Here is a 15,019-nt window from a genome sequence, read left to right as displayed (position 1 = left end):
TCCGCACCAGCCGACTTGGCGGACCAGTACTACCTATATGGAGACAAGACAGATGAAAACATTCGTAAGCGCCCTGGCGCTGGCCGGACTGACCGTGCTCGGCGGCAACGCCGCAGCCGCCCAGCCGGTGATCGGCGCCCTGATCCGTAACCTCGACGACCAGTTCCTCGGCGACTACGGCAGCAATCTGAAAAAGATCGCCGCCGCCAAGGGCGCCGAGCTGAAACTGATGGACGCCCACGGCGACATGGCGACCCAGCTCGACCAGCTCAACACCTTGCTTAGCCAGGGCGTCAAGTATTTCGTGGTGGTGCCGGTGGTGACCGAAGGCAGCGACCAGATCGCCCAGGCGATCGCGGCCAAGGGCGGCGGCGCGGCATTTTCCAACACGGCACCGACGGTAAAGGCGCTCAAGACGGGGCGCAACTTCTTCCTCGCTTCTTCGCCCGAATCGGTGGCAGGGCAGATTCAGGCCGGCATCGTCGACGACTACTTCAAGAAATTTCCCGCCAAGCTGGGTCCCGGCAGGTCGATCAACCTGCTGATGCTGCTCGGCCAGCTGGGTCACCCGGCGCAGATCTACCGCACGCAGGCGGTGCTGGCGTCGCTGCAGCAGAAGGGCTATAAGGTCAATGTACTGGCCAAGGACACCGCCAACTGGCAGCCGGAGGAAGCGCAGCAAAAGATGGACGCCTGGCTCAACGCCTACCGCGGCAAGTTCAACCTGGTGCTGGCCAATAACGATTCGATGGCGCTGGGCGCGGTCGAGTCGCTGGTCACCGCCAAGTACGTCGATGACCCGGCCCGGCCGGGCGTCGACGTCGACGGCGACGGTACCTCGCTGAAGGTGCCGGTGATCGGCGTTGACGCCACCCCGGTGGCGCTGCGCTCGATGGCCGAGAAAAAACTCTACGCCACCGTGCTGCAGGACGCCGGCGAGCAGTCGGCGACGGCCTTTGAGCTTGCCTATCTGATGGCCACCAAGGGCGCCGTCGGCGGCGCCACGGTGCGCGGCTACAAGCCGCTGGCCGTCGCCATCGAAGAAGCCCCCGCCAACAACGCGGCGATCATCGGGCAGGTCTACCTGGTGCCCTTCAAGGCCGTGACGCAGGAAAATTACAAGAGCTTCACGAAGAAGTGAGGCGCACCGGCAGCGCGCGCCACGCCGCCGGCCGCGCGCTGCGTCACTGGAGGGGACGAACATGGATGGCAAGCCTTACGTTATTGAGATGAACAACATCAGCAAGCGCTTTCCCGGCGTGCAGGCGCTCGACGGCGTCACGCTGAGGCTGCGCCCGGGCAAGGTGCATGCGCTGATGGGGGAGAACGGCGCCGGCAAGTCGACGCTGATGAAGTGCCTGTTCGGCATGGTCCGACCGGATCAGGGCGAGGTGCGCCTGCGTGGCCAGGTGCGGCAGTTCCAGCATTCCCGCGACGCCCTCGACGCCGGGGTGGCGATGATCCATCAGGAGCTGGCCAACGCACCGGCGCGTTCGGTGCGCAGTAATCTGTGGCTGGGCCGCGAGCCGACCCGCCGGGTCGGGCCGCTGCGCCTGCTGGACCATCGCAAGATGCGTACGGACACCGCCGCGCTGATGCGCAAGCTGGGCATGGACATCGATCCGGACGCCATCATCGGCGAGCTGTCGATTTCACACCAGCAGGCGTGCGAGATCGCCAAGGCGGTCGCCTGCGACGCCTCCGTCGTGGTCATGGATGAGCCGACCTCGTCGCTCACCGACAAGGAGGCCGAGCAGCTGTTCCGCATCATCGGCGAGCTGACCCGGCGCGGCGTGGCGGTGGTCTACATTTCACACAAGATGCACGAAATTTTCCAGATCGCCGACGAGGTATCGGTGATGCGCGACGGACGCATGCTCGGCACCTACGACGCTGGCGCGATCGACGAGGAGCGATTGATCCAGCTGATGGTCGGGCGCGAGTCGAGCCAGCGCTTTCCCCCGCTCGACAGTGTGCCAGGCGCGGCACGCCTGAAGGTGACCGCGCTCAGTTCGCCCGACCCGCGCTCCTTCCAGCAGGTCAGCCTGGAGTTGCGCCGCGGCGAGATCCTCGGCATCGGCGGCCTGATCGGCGCCGGCCGCAGCGAGTTCGTCGAGGCCCTGTTCGGCCTGCGCCGGGTGGCCTCTGGCAGCATCGAGATCGACGGCCGGGTGGTGCGCATCCGCAGCAGCGGCGAGGCCATAGCCCAGCGCATGGGCCTGGTCACCGAGGACCGCCGCGGCTCCGGCATCTTCCCGCAGCTGTCGATCACCCGCAACACGGTGATCTGTTCTCTGGGACGCTATACAGGCCGCTGGCGCACGTTGCAGCATGCCCGCGCCGGCGCCGAGGCGGCGCGCCTGAACCGCCAGCTCGGCACCCGCAGCGCTTCGATGGAGACGCCGATCGGCAGCCTGTCGGGTGGCAACCAGCAAAAGGTGCTGATCGCGCGCTGGCTGATGACCGATCCGGACATCCTGATCATGGACGAACCCACCCGCGGCATCGACGTCGGCGCCAAGTTCGAGATCTACTCGGTCATGGCCAAGCTGGCGCGGCAAGGCAAGTCGATCATCATGGTGTCATCCGAAATGCCCGAGCTGATCGCCATGTCGCACCGCGTCATGGTGCTGTGCGAGGGCCGCCACACCGGCACCCTTGAACGCGCCCACGCCAGCCAGCAAGAGATCATGCGCCTGGCTACGCAATACCGATGACGCCGGCGCCGCCCGCGCCGTCCCACACCCCACACACCATACGGAGACAATCTAGCATGAACACCCTGACCAAGGCGGCCGGCGAGCCCGCCACGCCCGGCGCACCCGCGCCCCATCCCACCCCGGCGCTAGCGCCGGGCCGCCGCCTGCTCGCCTACCTGCGCGCGCGCACCAACCTGCTGACCTTTGTCGTGCTGGCCACGGCGCTGGCACTGCTCACCGACGGCGCCTCGCTGTCGCCGGAATCGATCAAGAATCTGGCCGTGGCCGAGTCGGTGCGCGCCCTGGCCGCGCTGGGCGTGGGCATGATCATCATCACCCGCGGCATCGACCTGTCCATCGGCGCGGTCGTGTGCCTGGTCAGTAGCGTGGCCGCCTCGTTCGCCCAGAACAGCGACTACGCCGCCGCACTGTATCCGGGTGTCGTGTTCCCGTTGTGGTTGCCGGTCGTGGCCGGCGTGCTGACCGGCGCCGCCTTCGGCCTGCTCAACGGCCTGCTGGTGGCGCTGGCGCGCATCCCGCCCTTCATCGCCACGCTGGGCACGATGTCGGTGGCCTTCGGCTGCCAGCTGATCTACACCCGTGCCAACGTGGTCGGCAGCCTGACGGACGCCTACAAGGAAATCGGCCAGGGCGCGCTGTTCGGCGTGCCCCACCTGGCGCTGTTCGCGTTGCTGGCCGCCGCCGCCGTGTACCTGATGCTGGCCCACACGCGCCAGGGCGCCAGCCTGTACGCCATCGGCGGCAACCCTGCCGCGGCGCGGGTGTCGGGCATCAACGTCAAGCGGGAACTGGTGCTGGTGTATCTGTATGCGGGCGTCCTGTACGGCATCGCCGGCGTATTGCTGTCGAGCCGGCTCGGCCTGGCCAACGCCCTCACCGGACGGGGCATGGAGCTCGACGCCATCGCCGCCGTGACCATCGGCAGCGTCTCGCAAAGCGGCGGCATCGGTACCGCCGGCGGCATGGTGCTGGGCGTGCTGACGCTGGGGATCATCAACTACGGCATGACCTTCCTCGGCGTCGACTCCTACTTCCAGCTGGTGATCAAGGGCGGCATCATCATCGTCGCCGTCTACTTCGACATGAAAAAAACCGCCAGCGGCGAATAAGGGAGACGAACATGCTTGTTGGAATCCATCCCTGCGTCAGCCCCGAGCTGCTCTACGCCTTGGCGCGCATGGGCCATGGCGACGAGATCGCTGTGGTCGACGCCTACTATCCGGGCCACAGCAACAACGACCTGGTGATCCGCTGCGACGGCAGCACGGCTGCCGAGCTGCTGGCCGGCGTGCTGCCGCTGCTGTGCCTGGACGACTACGTCGCCGCGCCGGTGGCGATGATGCAGCCCGAAGCGCACGACCGCTGCGACCCGGAGCTGGAGCGCGACTTTCGCGCCGCCATCGACCGCTGCTGGCCGGACACGCCGGCGATCGCCCGCATTGGGCGCCAGGAGTTTCTGGCACGCTCGCGCGCCGCCTTCGCCATCGTCGTCACCGGCGAGCGCCGCAAGTACGGCAACATCCTGCTGCGCAAGGGTGTGCCGGGGCAGCAGTGAACGGCGTCTGCCGCCAGGACGAGGGCAGGGCGGTGCGTCAGCCGACCGGCTCGATCTGGTGGCGGATGCATACAGGGGCGGGCGAACCTGCGGGCAAATCGTGATGCCAGTGGTCGCGAACGGCTAGCTTGCGGCGCGCGGTCCGCTGCCGCTGCTCTCCCGTATCACCAGCGACGATGCGAGCTGCAACTGCCGCGGCGGCGTGCCCGACAATTGCGCCAGCAGACTGTCGACCAGCGCCTTGCCGGCGTCGATCATCGGCGTGCGCACGGAGCTCAGCGGCGGCTGAAAATTGGAGGCGGTGATGATGTCGTCGTAGCCGATCACGCGCACGTCGTCAGGCACTTTTTTGCCGAGCGCCGCCAATGCGCCGATCGCGTTCATCGCCATCGGGTCGGTGGAGGCGAAAATTCCGTCGAAGCCGCCGTCGCGCGGATAGCGCTCGGTGATCGCGGCGACCACCGATTCGCGCGACTGGTTGGCCGCCAGCGTCAGGTCGGCGGCGGGAACCAGCCCGCGCGCGTGATGGGCCTGCAGATAGCCGGTGTGGCGCTGGCTGATCTCGGGCAGCGCCGTGTCGCCCAGGAAGGCGATGCGCCGCACGCCCGCGTCCAGCAAGTGCGACGTCGCCAGGAAGCCGCCCTGCACGTCGTCGCCGCCCACCGAACCGTACAATTGCCCGGGCAGCCGCGCGCCCCACACCACGAAGGGCAAGCCTTGCACGGCCATCGCCGTCAATTGGTCATGATGCCCCCACTGGCCGATCAGGATAAAGCCGAGGCACCGCCCTCCCTTGTACGCCTCCGCCGCCAGATCGAGACGGTCGGCCGACACCCGTGACAGCAGCATGTCCATGCCGCATGCGGTCAGGGCATCGGCGATGCTGCCGATCAGCGTGAGAAAGAACGGCTCCGACAGCGGCAATTGCTCGACCGGGTCGTACGGCACCACCACCGAGATGGTGCGGTTTTGATTAAGGCGCAGATTCCTGGCGCTGGCATCGACGCTGTAATTGCTCGTTTTGGCCAGTTCGGTGATGCGCTTGCGGGTTTCCTCGCCGATGCGCCCGGTTCCGGACAGCACCCGCGACACGGTCGAGCGCGACACGCCGGCCATGCGCGCGATGTCTTCCATCTGCGTGCGCGATGGCCGCTGGAAAGGTGAAACCAAGCTGTCGTCCGGCTGCTTCTTGTCAGTCATTGTGAATCCCGATAACTATTTAAAAATGGCGATGCTCGCTCGCCGGGCATCTTACACCGGGCGTGCCCAACCTTCGCAACGCACGTGTCCGATGAAAAGGCAACCGATTGCGCAAAATACCCATTCCTGCATACACGTTTTTAGCTTCAAAATCATTATAAAAGTTTCTATCCATTTGAATTGTTAGATTTTAACAACAAAAAATTAAGTTATTGCAGGCAATCCCCGGAAATGCGATAGTGAGCAATCGATTGCGCAAAAGCGACATTCAGATTGCTGACCATCAAAACCCGGTACGACCGGGGTGGCGGCGCGTCGAGCACGAGGACAAGCTCGGAAACTAAAAAATCAAGGAGACCAGATGAAGTTTCAACTCACCCCCCTTTCCCTGGCGTGCGCCATGCTGGTGCAGGCCGCTGGCGCCCACGCGCAGGAGGCCGCGGTCAAGGCAGCCGACACGGGCACGCTCGAAGCGGTGACCATCACCGCCCAGCGCCGTTCGGAAGTGCTGTCGAAGGCGCCGCTCGCGGTCAGCGTGGTCAGCCAGAAGGCGCTGGATGCCCAGGGCATCACTTCGCTGACCGACATCGCCTCGTCGGTGCCCAACATGGCCGTTGCCAGCAACGGCTTCTCGATGCGCGGCATCGGCAGCAACGCCTCCTTCGGCGGTTACTCGACGGTCGCGGTCCACGTCGATGGCATCTACGAACCGAACTATCAAGTGCTGAGTCTCGGGTTGTACGACGTCGGCCGCATCGAAGCGCTGCGCGGCCCGCAGGGCACGGTGTACGGCCGCAACGCCACCGTCGGCGTAGTCAATGTGATCACCGCGCGCCCGACCGCGCGCCAGCAACTGTTCGGCGACGTCAGCTATGGCGACCACAACGACGTGACCGCGCGCGCCGTGGTGAATGTGCCGGTATCCGAGACGCTGCTTCTGCGCGCTTCCGCACTGCGGCGTACCAGCGATGGTGACGAGCCGGGCAGGGCGGTCTCCAGCCGCTACGGCAAGGTCGACCTGTCGAGCGCGCGTCTGGCTGCGGCCTGGCAATTGAGCGACAGCCTGAAATGGAACGTGTCGTTGAGCAAGCTGGAAGACAAGGGCACGATTGCGGCGGCCCACAGCGTCGCCTATAACTACTTCCCCGACGCCAACATCGCCGCCGGTAGCCTGGGCAAGCGTGTCACTGTGCCGGTCGACACCAACGTCGGCGGCATCGGCGGCGGCGGGGCCGGCACCGGCATCCGCAAGGATCTGGCCCAGACGGGGCTGCGTTCGTCGCTGGTGTGGGCCGTCAACGACGATTGGACGGTGACCTACCTGGCCGGTTTGACCAAGCTGGTCAACAACGGCGTCGACCTCAACTCCGGCATCTTCAGTCTCTACAATAAAGACAACAAGACCATCACCCGCAGCCATGAACTGAACGTCAATTACGAGAGCGACCGCCTCAAACTGGTCGGCGGCCTGTATGACTACCGCGACGAGCAGACCGGGCTCTACGGGGTGCGTATCGGCAACGTGCTGCCGGCGCCGCTGGCGGGCGTGCTGCCGCCGGGCTTCGCCTTCGCCCCCGGTGTGGGCAACCTGCCGTCCGGCTATGGCAACCTCGACGCAGCAGTGCGCAACAACGCGTTGAAGAATACCTCCCGGGCGGCTTTCGGCCAGGCCACCTACAGCGTTTCGAATGTCTGGCGCATGACTCTGGGCCTGCGAGGCACGCGCGACACGGCGCTGACCGACACCGACACCCAGGCTTGCCAGTACGGGACCATGCAGGCGCTGGCGGCCAACTTGCCGTGCAGCGTGCCGTTCGGCCCGGCGGTCAACGCTTCCGGCACCACCAGTTCGCGCAACACCAGCTACAAAGTGACCTCCGAGTTTGACCTGAGCAAAACCGACATGTTGTACGCCACCGTGTCGACCGGCTATCGCGGCGGCGGCGTCACGCCGAACGTGGCGACCCCGTACCTGACCTACAAGCCGGAGACCCTGACCAGCTTCGAGGCGGGATGGCGTGGCCGGCTGCGGGGCGACACATTGGGCCTGAACCTGACGGCCTTCAGCATGGATTACAAGGATCTGCAGGTGAGCACCATCGGCAAGAATCTGTCGGGCAACAACACCGTCGTGACCGGCAACGCGGCCACCGCGCGCGTGCGCGGCATCGAGGCCGAGCTCGATTGGAGGGTCACGCGCCAGGACCATCTGCAGGGCTTTCTTACCCTGCTCGACGCCAAGTTCGGCACCGTCGCGCCGGGCATCGACAACGCCAACGCCGTCGATGCGCTGTACAACAATTTCGCGCCGACGCCGATCAACACCGCCCCGCTCGACAACAGCGGCCGCCGCTTGCCCAACGCGCCCAAGGTCAGCGCACGCCTGCGCTACGCCCATACCGTCGAGCTGGGCGCCAACGGGCAATGGACGCCATCGATCCAGACGTATTGGCAGAGCGGCAGCCATTCGGTCATCGACAGCCTCTCCAGCACCGATCCGCTGCTCGGCTACCGCAAGGCCTACAGCAAGACCGACCTCAACCTCGACTGGCAAAGCCAGGACAGGCGCTGGAACGTCAACGCCCACGTCTACAACGCCGAGGACCGCAAGGTCTACACCACCAACACGCAGATCGTGGCGCTCAGTATTGCGTCATACATGCCGCGGCGCACCTTCGGCCTGCGTGTCGGCTACACCTTCTATTGAACGTGACCGCGCATTCAACAATATCCAACCAACGGAGTCCAGCGTATGCTAAGTAAAGTCTTTCGGCCAGCCATCCGTTCGCCCGAGGTGGGCGGCGACGGCTCGCTGATTTTCCGGGTGGAGGCACCGGCGGCCCGTCAGGTGCGGGTCGAGATCGACGCGCTGGCGGCGCCGCTGCCGCTGGACCGCGCCGCCGACGGCATCTGGCGCGGCAGCAGCCCGGTGCTGCCGCCAGACCTGTATTGCTACCGGCTCGTCATCGACGGCGTGTCCGTGCTCGACCCCGCCAACCCGTGGATCAAGCCGTCCAGCACGGGCCTGGGGGAGAGCATGGTGTTGCTGCCCGGCCAGCCCGACGCCGCTGCGTTGCCATGGCAGCATGGCGACGTGCCGCGCGGGCTGGTGGCGCGCCACAGCTACCGTTCCGCCGCCATCGGCGGCGACCGCGAGTTCCACGTCTACACACCGCCCGGTTACGACCGGCGTTCCGGCCGCGCCTACCCGGTGCTGTATTTGCTGCATGGCCTGGGCGATACCGCCGGCGCCTGGTTCAGTGCCGGCCGCGCCGACGTCATGCTCGACGCGCTGATCCACGACGGCCGTTGCCGCCCCATGCTGGTGGTGTGCCCGTCCGGGCATTGCGATCCAGGCATGGCCAGCGACCTGCCGCCGCCGTCCGCCGGGGTAGCGCTGCGCAATATCGAGCTGTTGGGCGCCAGTCTGCTCGACGAGGTGTTGCCGCTGGTCGAGCGGAGCTACTCGGTCGACGCCGGGCGGCGGGGCAGGGCGGTTGGCGGCTTGTCGATGGGCGGTGCGCAGGCGCTGTTCGTCGGTCTGAACGCGCCGCACCGCTTTGCCCATGTCGGCGCGTTCAGCCCCGCCACCTTCATGTTCGAGGGCGACTTCGAGGCCTGCCTGCGGCAGGCCCCGTCGCCGGCGGCGGTGCCGCGCCTGTCCCTCAGTTGCGGGCGCGATGACTTTTTGTTCGACGACGTCCGTGGCTTCGCCGACTGGCTGGCCGCGCGCGGCGTCGCGCACCGTTGGCAAGTGGTCGATGGCGCGCATGCATGGCCCGTCTGGCGGCGCAATTTCATCGATTTTGTCGCTACATTATTTAACAAGGATCATCATGACGACTCACTTGACAACTCTGGCGCGTAGGCGCCTGGCCGCCGCTGCTGCCGCGCTGTGCTGCGCGCTGCCGGCAGGCGCCGCGACGCCATCCCCGAACACGCAAGGCATGGTCGAGGCACCTTGCGACGGCTTGCCGGCCCTACCCGACGTGCCGCGCGCGCTGGTCGACATGTTCATCGAGCCCGGCGCCATGCGTCCCGCCGAACTGGAGCGCCTGATCGCCGGACCGGTCATGGCGCAGCGTGCCCGGGCCGAGGAGACGCGGCGCCAGCTCGACTGGCCGGACCTGTGCCATTACGCCGCCGCCAACGCTGCCGTGACGGCGGCCGGCACCGCCGTCGACGGTGTCTTCCTGGGCGACTCGATTACCGAGTTGTGGACAGAGTCGGCGGCCCGGGTGTTCGGTGACCGCTGGCTCAATCGCGGCATCGCGGGGCAGACCTCGCCGCAGATTCTGTTGCGCTTTGCCGCCGACGTGGTGGCGCTGCGGCCCCGTTTCGTCCATCTCATGGCGGGTACCAACGATATCGCCGGCAACACCGGTCCCACTTCGGCGCGGCGCTATCAGGACAACATCGAGGCCATGGTGGCGATCGCCAAGCGCCAGGGGATAGCCGTGCTGCTGGCGAGTATCCCGCCGGCGGCCAGCATGCCCTGGCGGCCCAGCCCCGGCACGCCGGCGCGCATCGAGGCGCTGAATCGCTGGCTCAAGGCGCTGGCGGTCAGCGAGGGCTTGCTTTACGTCGACTACCATGCGGTGCTGGCGGCGCCGGATGGCGCGTTCCGCGCGGACTTTTCGAACGATGGCGTCCATCCGAACAACCGGGGCTATGCGCGCATGAAAAGCGTGCTGGAATCGGCGCTCAGTCGATTGCCCGAGAAGGTATCGTCAACCGGGCGCGCCGCCACACCTACCGTCAAGGAGTAACAGCATGAGCGAGTCCGATTTCAAGGCAGTGCAGGCGGCGCCACGGCGCGCCTTTTTAAGCGCGTGCGGTGCGCTGGCGGCCGCCGTCGCGGCACACGGGGCGGCCCGGGCGGCGACGCCAGTCTCGGCGGCGCCGGGGCCGATACCGCTGCCCCCGACGGTGTCGGCCGGCTGGCCCAAGATGTTCGCGGACCTGGCGGCCTTCCCCAAACCGGCGCTGCCGTCGCCGGACGATGTGGAAGCCTGGGATGCCTTGCGCCAGCGCCTGGCGGCGATGTTCGAGGAAATGAGCCGCGAGCGCGTCGCCGCCACCGGCGTGCGATCGCGCAAGGACACGCTCGGCGGCGTGCCGGTGATATGGCTGGAGCCGCCGCACGTGCGGCGCCGGGACTGCCTGATCGTGTATGCCCACGGCGGCGCCTACACGCTCGGCACGGCCGGCTCGACGCTGCTGGCGCCGGCGCAAATGGCGCTGGCGACGGGCTTTTGCGTCGTCTCGATCGACTACACCACGGCGCCGCGCGCGAAGTGGGAACGCACCACCGACGACGTGGGCAAGGTGTTCTCCGCACTCTACGCCAATGGCTACGCGCCGCGCCGGATCGGCTGCTTCGGCGACTCGGCCGGCGGAGGCCTGCTGGCGGGTGCCTTGCTGCGCATGCGCGACCGCAACATACCATTGCCGGCCGCCGCCGCGCTGTGGTCGCCCTGGGCCGATCTCGACTTCCAGGGCGACACCTTGCTCACCCTGGCCGCCGCCGATCCCATCGTTTCCAAGGAAGCATTGCGGCCGAGCCGCGACGCCTATGTCGGCGCAGGCGAGCGGCGCAATCCGTACGCCTCGCCGGTGTATGGCAACTACAGCAAAAACTATCCGCCGACCCTGGTGCAATGCGGCTTGCGCGAGGTCTTGCTGTCGGACTCGGTGCGCTTGTACCAGGCGATGGCCGCCGGCGGCGTCGCCGTGACGCTCGATGCCTACGAGGGCATGCCGCACGTGCATCAGACGATGGCCGACACCAGCCCGGAAGCCCGGCGCGCCATCGCCAGGACGGTGGCCTTTTTAATCGGCCACGTCGAATCCTGACGCCACGCCCTGCCGAATCAAGGGGGTGCCGTCCGGCTTCGCTTTTATCAAGTTAATCACATCGGGATAACACCATGACACGCTGCTTCGTTCGATACAAACAACGCCCGCCTGCCGCCGCGGTGCTGCTCGCCTGCCTGGGCGCCATCGCCACCGCGCCGTCCTTCGGCGCCAGCTTCGAGCAACGTTGCCTGGCGATGGCTGACAAGGCGCCACCGTCCAGTACCTCCAGCACTTTCCGCGTGCGGCAGGCCATCTATCATGCCGAGGGCGAGCCCCAGGAAATCCGCCTGGAGCAGGGCGGCGCGCGCATGGCCAAATTGCCGGCCCACTGCGAATTGATCGCCGAGACGCCGGCGCGCCAGGCCGACGGCCAGCGTTACTCCCTGCGTTTCCGCCTGAGGCTGCCGTCGGACTGGAACAACCGTTTCCTGTTCCAGGGTGGTGGCGGCAGCAACGGCGACATCGGCGACGCCACCGGCAAGCTGTATGGCGCCGACGACACCGCCATCGAACGGCGTTACGCGGTGCTGAGCCAGGACTCCGGCCACGACAACGCCAGCAACAACGACCCGCTGCGCGGCGGAGCGATGGTGTTCGGTTCCGATCCGACCGCGCGCAGCGACTACGGCCACGCGTCGCTCAAGCGCAGCGCCGACGCCGGCCTTTGGCTGGTGCGCCAGTACTACGGACAAAAACCGCGCTATAACTATTTCGTCGGCTGTTCCAAGGGCGGGCAGGAGGGCATGGCGTTCGCCCAGCGCTATCCCGAAATCTTCGATGGCATCATCGCTTCCGCACCGGGCTTCGCGCTGCCCAAGGCGGCTCTGGCGGAGGCCTGGGACACGCGCGCCTTCAGCCGTGTTATCCAGGCGCCCGGCGGCGCCGGCTTCGACGTGTCGCGCCTGCATACCGCCTTCAACGGCGTGCAGCTCAAGCTGGTGCGCGAGGCCATCATCGACGCCTGCGACGCCGACGATGGCCTGCGCGACGGGATGGTCGCCGACGTGGACCGCTGCACCGATCCGAAGGTGCTGGCGCAGCTGCGCAAAAAGACCTGTACGGCCGGTGGCGCGACGGCCGGCTGCCTGAGTGTGACGCAGATTGACGCGCTGGTCGAATCGATGCGCGGGCCGTTGGGCAGCGCCGGTCAGTCTCTCTATAGCCGCTGGTACTGGCCGTCCGGGATCGACAGTCCGGCGTGGCGCGTATGGAAGATCGGCTCGGAAGATGGCCAGGTGCCGCCGCTTAACGTGGTGCTGGGTGGCCAGGCGCTGGCCTCGGTGTTCAGCACGCCGCCGGTGATGTTGCCGCCGGGACCGCAGGCGCTGGCCGACTATCAGACCGGACTTGACTTCGACAGCGCGGCGGCAAAGGTCCAGGCGGTGGCGGCGCCATTCCGGCACTCGGCCTGGGAAGACATCTCCGCGCGCTCGACCGACCTGACGCGCTTCAAGGCGCGTCACGGCCGCCTGATGGTTCCGCATGGCGAATCCGATCCGGTGTTTTCGCTGGCCGACACGCTGGACTGGTTCGAGCAGTTGAACCGGCGCGAGCATGGCCGGGCCGGCGAGTTCGCGCGGGTGTTTCCTGTGCCGGGAATGTGCCACTGCTCGGGCGGTCCGGCCACGACGCAGTTCGATTCCCTGGCGGCGATGGTGGACTGGGTGGAGCACGGCCGCGCGCCGGATCGTCTCGAGGCCAGCGCAGGACCGGACACGCCATGGCCGGGCCGGACCCGCCCCCTTTGCCCGTATCCGCGAGTGGCGCGCTACCGCGGCAATGGCGATCCCGAAAAGGCGGAGAATTTCGCTTGCATGCCTTGATAGCTCAGGCCTTCCGACCGCCTACACCAGATTGATCAGGTGGGCGTGCCAGCGCTCGCGTCAAGCTCAACCCTGCCGTCACGTTATGGCTCAACCGTGTGAGCGGTGGCCTATTCGTGTGGTCCGGGGTTAAAGGGACATTACCAAGGCAGAACTGGAACTCGATACCATGCCCCCGATACCGCTGTCGCGGCGGTCTGCTCTCAAATGGAGTCGCTCGTCGTGGAGCAATGCAATGGCGCCCGGCTCGTCCATCGAGTCCGGCAGCGAACTGCCGCCGGATGGTGCCGGCGCAGCCAGGCCGCCTTTTGACCGCGTCAGGCGCGGGGAAGCAATGCCTGAAGGTGCGCATAGCCTGCTGCCTGTGCGAAGTCGGGCAGTCGCCAGATGGCGTCATTGACACCCCAGGTGCCGTCGACGACATGGTGGAGGATGACGGATGTCGCTAACTGCCGTTTCTCGGCCGCTGGCAGAGATTGCTGGAACGCCGCGTGGACCAAATCGACATACATGGCCTGGGACGCGTCGTCCAGGACGCCGGCCGGAACGTAGATCACGGCAAGGCAGGGCAGCAATCGTGCGCTCATGTCGCTTGCGCCGCAGGTCCAAGCGCCTGGCTCCACTTCGTCGATGAGCACCCAGCACATTGACCGTTTCCGCGGGTCGTCGGGAATTTGCTCCGCGGCGGCGGCAGCGTCGTTGAGCTTTTGCACCAGGGCGGCGCGATGTTCGCTTGGAAATGCACCCTTCGGTATCTTGACGAGAATGTTAGGCATGGTCAGCTTTTCTGTGTGTGGATCGGAGCTTGTATTACAACCTCGATTGATGCAGACTCACAGTGTCTGTTTTGACATATTTCGAGCTATTTCAGCCAATGCATGATTTCACGGTTCTGGTCTTGTCAGGCGCCTTTGCGTCGAGTGTCGCGCTGACCCTCGATATGTTATCGGCCGCCGCGTCGCTGGCTGCCACTGCCGCTTGCGCTACGCCTCGTTGGCGTGTGGTCACAACGCAGGGCGCCATCAAGCTTGGGCACGGCATGACCATCGACGCCACAATTCTGCCGAAAACCGCTCGTCCGGATGGTTCTACCTGGATCATTCCCGGCCTCGGCCTGGAGAGTCCGCCCGCCATCAAGGAGCGCCTGGCGCAGCCCGACGCGCTGCGGGCCGTGCAGGCCTTGCAAGCGCATGCGCAAGCAGGAGGTACCGTGGCAGCGTCGTGCTCGGCCGTTTTTCTGCTGCAGTCCGCCGGTCTGCTGGCAGGACGACGGGTCAGTACGTCATGGTGGCTGGCGCCGCTATTGCAGCAGCTGGAGCCGCGCTGCGTGGTCGATGCCGACCGCATGGTGATACGCGATGGAACGGTCGTGACCGCCGGAGCGGCGCTCGCGCAGACCGATTTGATGCTGCACCTGTTGAGCACGCAGTTCAGCCCGGTGCTTGCCGACGCCGTATCGCGTGCGCTGTTGATCGATGGCAGACAATCCCAGGCACAATTCATCGTTCCTGCCATGCTCGCCAATGGCAATGCATTGATCGCGAAGCTGGTGGAACGTTTCGAGTCCGCCTTGCCCGATCCGCCCGGCGTTGCGGCATTGGCGGCGGAATTTTGCATGTCCGAGCGCACGCTCTCGCGGCACGTGCGCCTCGCCACGGGGCGCAGTACGTCGGCATTGCTGCAGAGCGTACGGCTCAACAAGGCACGCATGCTGCTCGAAACGAGCAAGCTGACGGTTGAGCAAGTGGCTGAGCGCGTGGGTTATGTCGATACGACGGCACTCAGGCGCCTGATGCGCAAAGCGACAGGCGTGACGCCAAGGCAATTTCGACCGGCAGTTTCATCCCCATTGTAACGAACCG

The 15,019-nt window shown here is 66.4% G+C and carries 12 protein-coding genes; 10 read left to right on the top strand and 2 right to left on the bottom strand.

Going from position 1 to position 15,019, the window contains the following annotated elements; translation table 11 throughout:
• Positions 1-52: 52 nt before the first annotated feature.
• The 4 genes from BLU39_RS04885 (at position 53) to BLU39_RS04870 (ending at position 4,275) form a co-directional block, all read left to right on the top strand.
• A complete protein-coding gene (locus BLU39_RS04885; protein WP_198511194.1) occupies positions 53-1,141 on the top strand; it encodes a substrate-binding domain-containing protein in 1,089 nt (362 codons plus the stop codon).
• Between the two features lie 61 nt (positions 1,142-1,202).
• Entirely contained in the window at positions 1,203-2,717 is a 1,515-nt protein-coding gene (locus BLU39_RS04880) for a sugar ABC transporter ATP-binding protein (protein WP_092710479.1), read from the top strand.
• A gap of 56 nt (positions 2,718-2,773) precedes the next feature.
• Positions 2,774-3,829 (top strand): ABC transporter permease, encoded by a 1,056-nt coding sequence (locus BLU39_RS04875; protein ID WP_092710476.1) that lies wholly within the window; start codon positions 2,774-2,776, stop codon positions 3,827-3,829.
• 11 nt (positions 3,830-3,840) lie between these two features.
• On the top strand, positions 3,841-4,275 hold the full coding sequence (locus tag BLU39_RS04870) for an RbsD/FucU family protein (RefSeq protein WP_092710474.1): 435 nt from the start codon (positions 3,841-3,843) through the stop codon (positions 4,273-4,275).
• Between the two features lie 123 nt (positions 4,276-4,398).
• Here the strand turns inward: BLU39_RS04870 and BLU39_RS04865 are convergent, their stop codons facing one another.
• Positions 4,399-5,475 (bottom strand): LacI family DNA-binding transcriptional regulator, encoded by a 1,077-nt coding sequence (locus tag BLU39_RS04865; RefSeq protein ID WP_232731161.1) that lies wholly within the window; start codon positions 5,473-5,475, stop codon positions 4,399-4,401.
• Between the two features lie 361 nt (positions 5,476-5,836).
• Between BLU39_RS04865 and BLU39_RS04860 the strand changes: the two genes are divergently transcribed.
• The 5 genes from BLU39_RS04860 to BLU39_RS04840 all read left to right on the top strand — a co-directional run bounded on the left by BLU39_RS04860 (position 5,837) and on the right by BLU39_RS04840 (position 13,157).
• The gene (locus BLU39_RS04860; RefSeq protein ID WP_092710471.1) at positions 5,837-8,182 is read left to right on the top strand and encodes a TonB-dependent receptor; all 2,346 of its coding nucleotides are present in this window, start codon (positions 5,837-5,839) and stop codon (positions 8,180-8,182) included.
• Positions 8,183-8,227: 45 nt separating this feature from the next.
• Entirely contained in the window at positions 8,228-9,343 is a 1,116-nt protein-coding gene (locus tag BLU39_RS04855) for an alpha/beta hydrolase (protein WP_092710468.1), read from the top strand.
• Complete coding sequence (locus BLU39_RS04850; RefSeq protein WP_175539215.1) at positions 9,312-10,244, top strand: GDSL-type esterase/lipase family protein; 933 nt, start codon at positions 9,312-9,314, stop codon at positions 10,242-10,244. Before BLU39_RS04855 ends, BLU39_RS04850 begins: the two co-directional genes overlap by 32 nt.
• Before the next feature lie 4 nt (positions 10,245-10,248).
• Positions 10,249-11,331: an alpha/beta hydrolase fold domain-containing protein gene (locus BLU39_RS04845; RefSeq protein WP_092710462.1), complete on the top strand. Its 1,083-nt coding sequence runs from the start codon at positions 10,249-10,251 to the stop codon at positions 11,329-11,331.
• Positions 11,332-11,405: 74 nt separating this feature from the next.
• On the top strand, positions 11,406-13,157 hold the full coding sequence (locus BLU39_RS04840; protein ID WP_092710460.1) for a tannase/feruloyl esterase family alpha/beta hydrolase: 1,752 nt from the start codon (positions 11,406-11,408) through the stop codon (positions 13,155-13,157).
• Positions 13,158-13,474: 317 nt separating this feature from the next.
• On the opposite strand, the gene BLU39_RS04835 is transcribed toward BLU39_RS04840, so the two are convergent.
• Complete coding sequence (locus tag BLU39_RS04835; RefSeq protein WP_092710457.1) at positions 13,475-13,933, bottom strand: tautomerase family protein; 459 nt, start codon at positions 13,931-13,933, stop codon at positions 13,475-13,477.
• Between the two features lie 98 nt (positions 13,934-14,031).
• Between BLU39_RS04835 and BLU39_RS04830 the strand changes: the two genes are divergently transcribed.
• A complete protein-coding gene (locus BLU39_RS04830) occupies positions 14,032-15,012 on the top strand; it encodes a GlxA family transcriptional regulator (protein ID WP_092710454.1) in 981 nt (326 codons plus the stop codon).
• The last annotated feature ends 7 nt before the right edge of the window (positions 15,013-15,019 follow it).

The organism is Janthinobacterium sp. OK676, from assembly GCF_900103595.1.
Lineage (GTDB): Bacteria > Pseudomonadota > Gammaproteobacteria > Burkholderiales > Burkholderiaceae_D > Janthinobacterium.
The sequence above is the reverse complement of the archived record's forward strand: the minus strand, read 5'-3'. Positions and strand labels throughout refer to the sequence as shown.

Bases quoted from the DNA above. Each gene is read 5' to 3' on its own strand.
- BLU39_RS04835 (WP_092710457.1), bottom strand. From the start codon at position 13,933: ATGCCTAACATTCTCGTCAAGATACCGAAGGGTGCATTTCCAAGCGAA.
- BLU39_RS04880 (WP_092710479.1), top strand. From the start codon at position 1,203: ATGGATGGCAAGCCTTACGTTATTGAGATGAACAACATCAGCAAGCGC.
- BLU39_RS04885 (WP_198511194.1), top strand. From the start codon at position 53: ATGAAAACATTCGTAAGCGCCCTGGCGCTGGCCGGACTGACCGTGCTC.
- BLU39_RS04865 (WP_232731161.1), bottom strand. From the start codon at position 5,475: ATGACTGACAAGAAGCAGCCGGACGACAGCTTGGTTTCACCTTTCCAG.
- BLU39_RS04870 (WP_092710474.1), top strand. From the start codon at position 3,841: ATGCTTGTTGGAATCCATCCCTGCGTCAGCCCCGAGCTGCTCTACGCC.
- BLU39_RS04875 (WP_092710476.1), top strand. From the start codon at position 2,774: ATGAACACCCTGACCAAGGCGGCCGGCGAGCCCGCCACGCCCGGCGCA.
- BLU39_RS04845 (WP_092710462.1), top strand. From the start codon at position 10,249: ATGAGCGAGTCCGATTTCAAGGCAGTGCAGGCGGCGCCACGGCGCGCC.
- BLU39_RS04860 (WP_092710471.1), top strand. From the start codon at position 5,837: ATGAAGTTTCAACTCACCCCCCTTTCCCTGGCGTGCGCCATGCTGGTG.
- BLU39_RS04840 (WP_092710460.1), top strand. From the start codon at position 11,406: ATGACACGCTGCTTCGTTCGATACAAACAACGCCCGCCTGCCGCCGCG.
- BLU39_RS04855 (WP_092710468.1), top strand. From the start codon at position 8,228: ATGCTAAGTAAAGTCTTTCGGCCAGCCATCCGTTCGCCCGAGGTGGGC.
- BLU39_RS04850 (WP_175539215.1), top strand. From the start codon at position 9,312: ATGACGACTCACTTGACAACTCTGGCGCGTAGGCGCCTGGCCGCCGCT.
- BLU39_RS04830 (WP_092710454.1), top strand. From the start codon at position 14,032: ATGCATGATTTCACGGTTCTGGTCTTGTCAGGCGCCTTTGCGTCGAGT.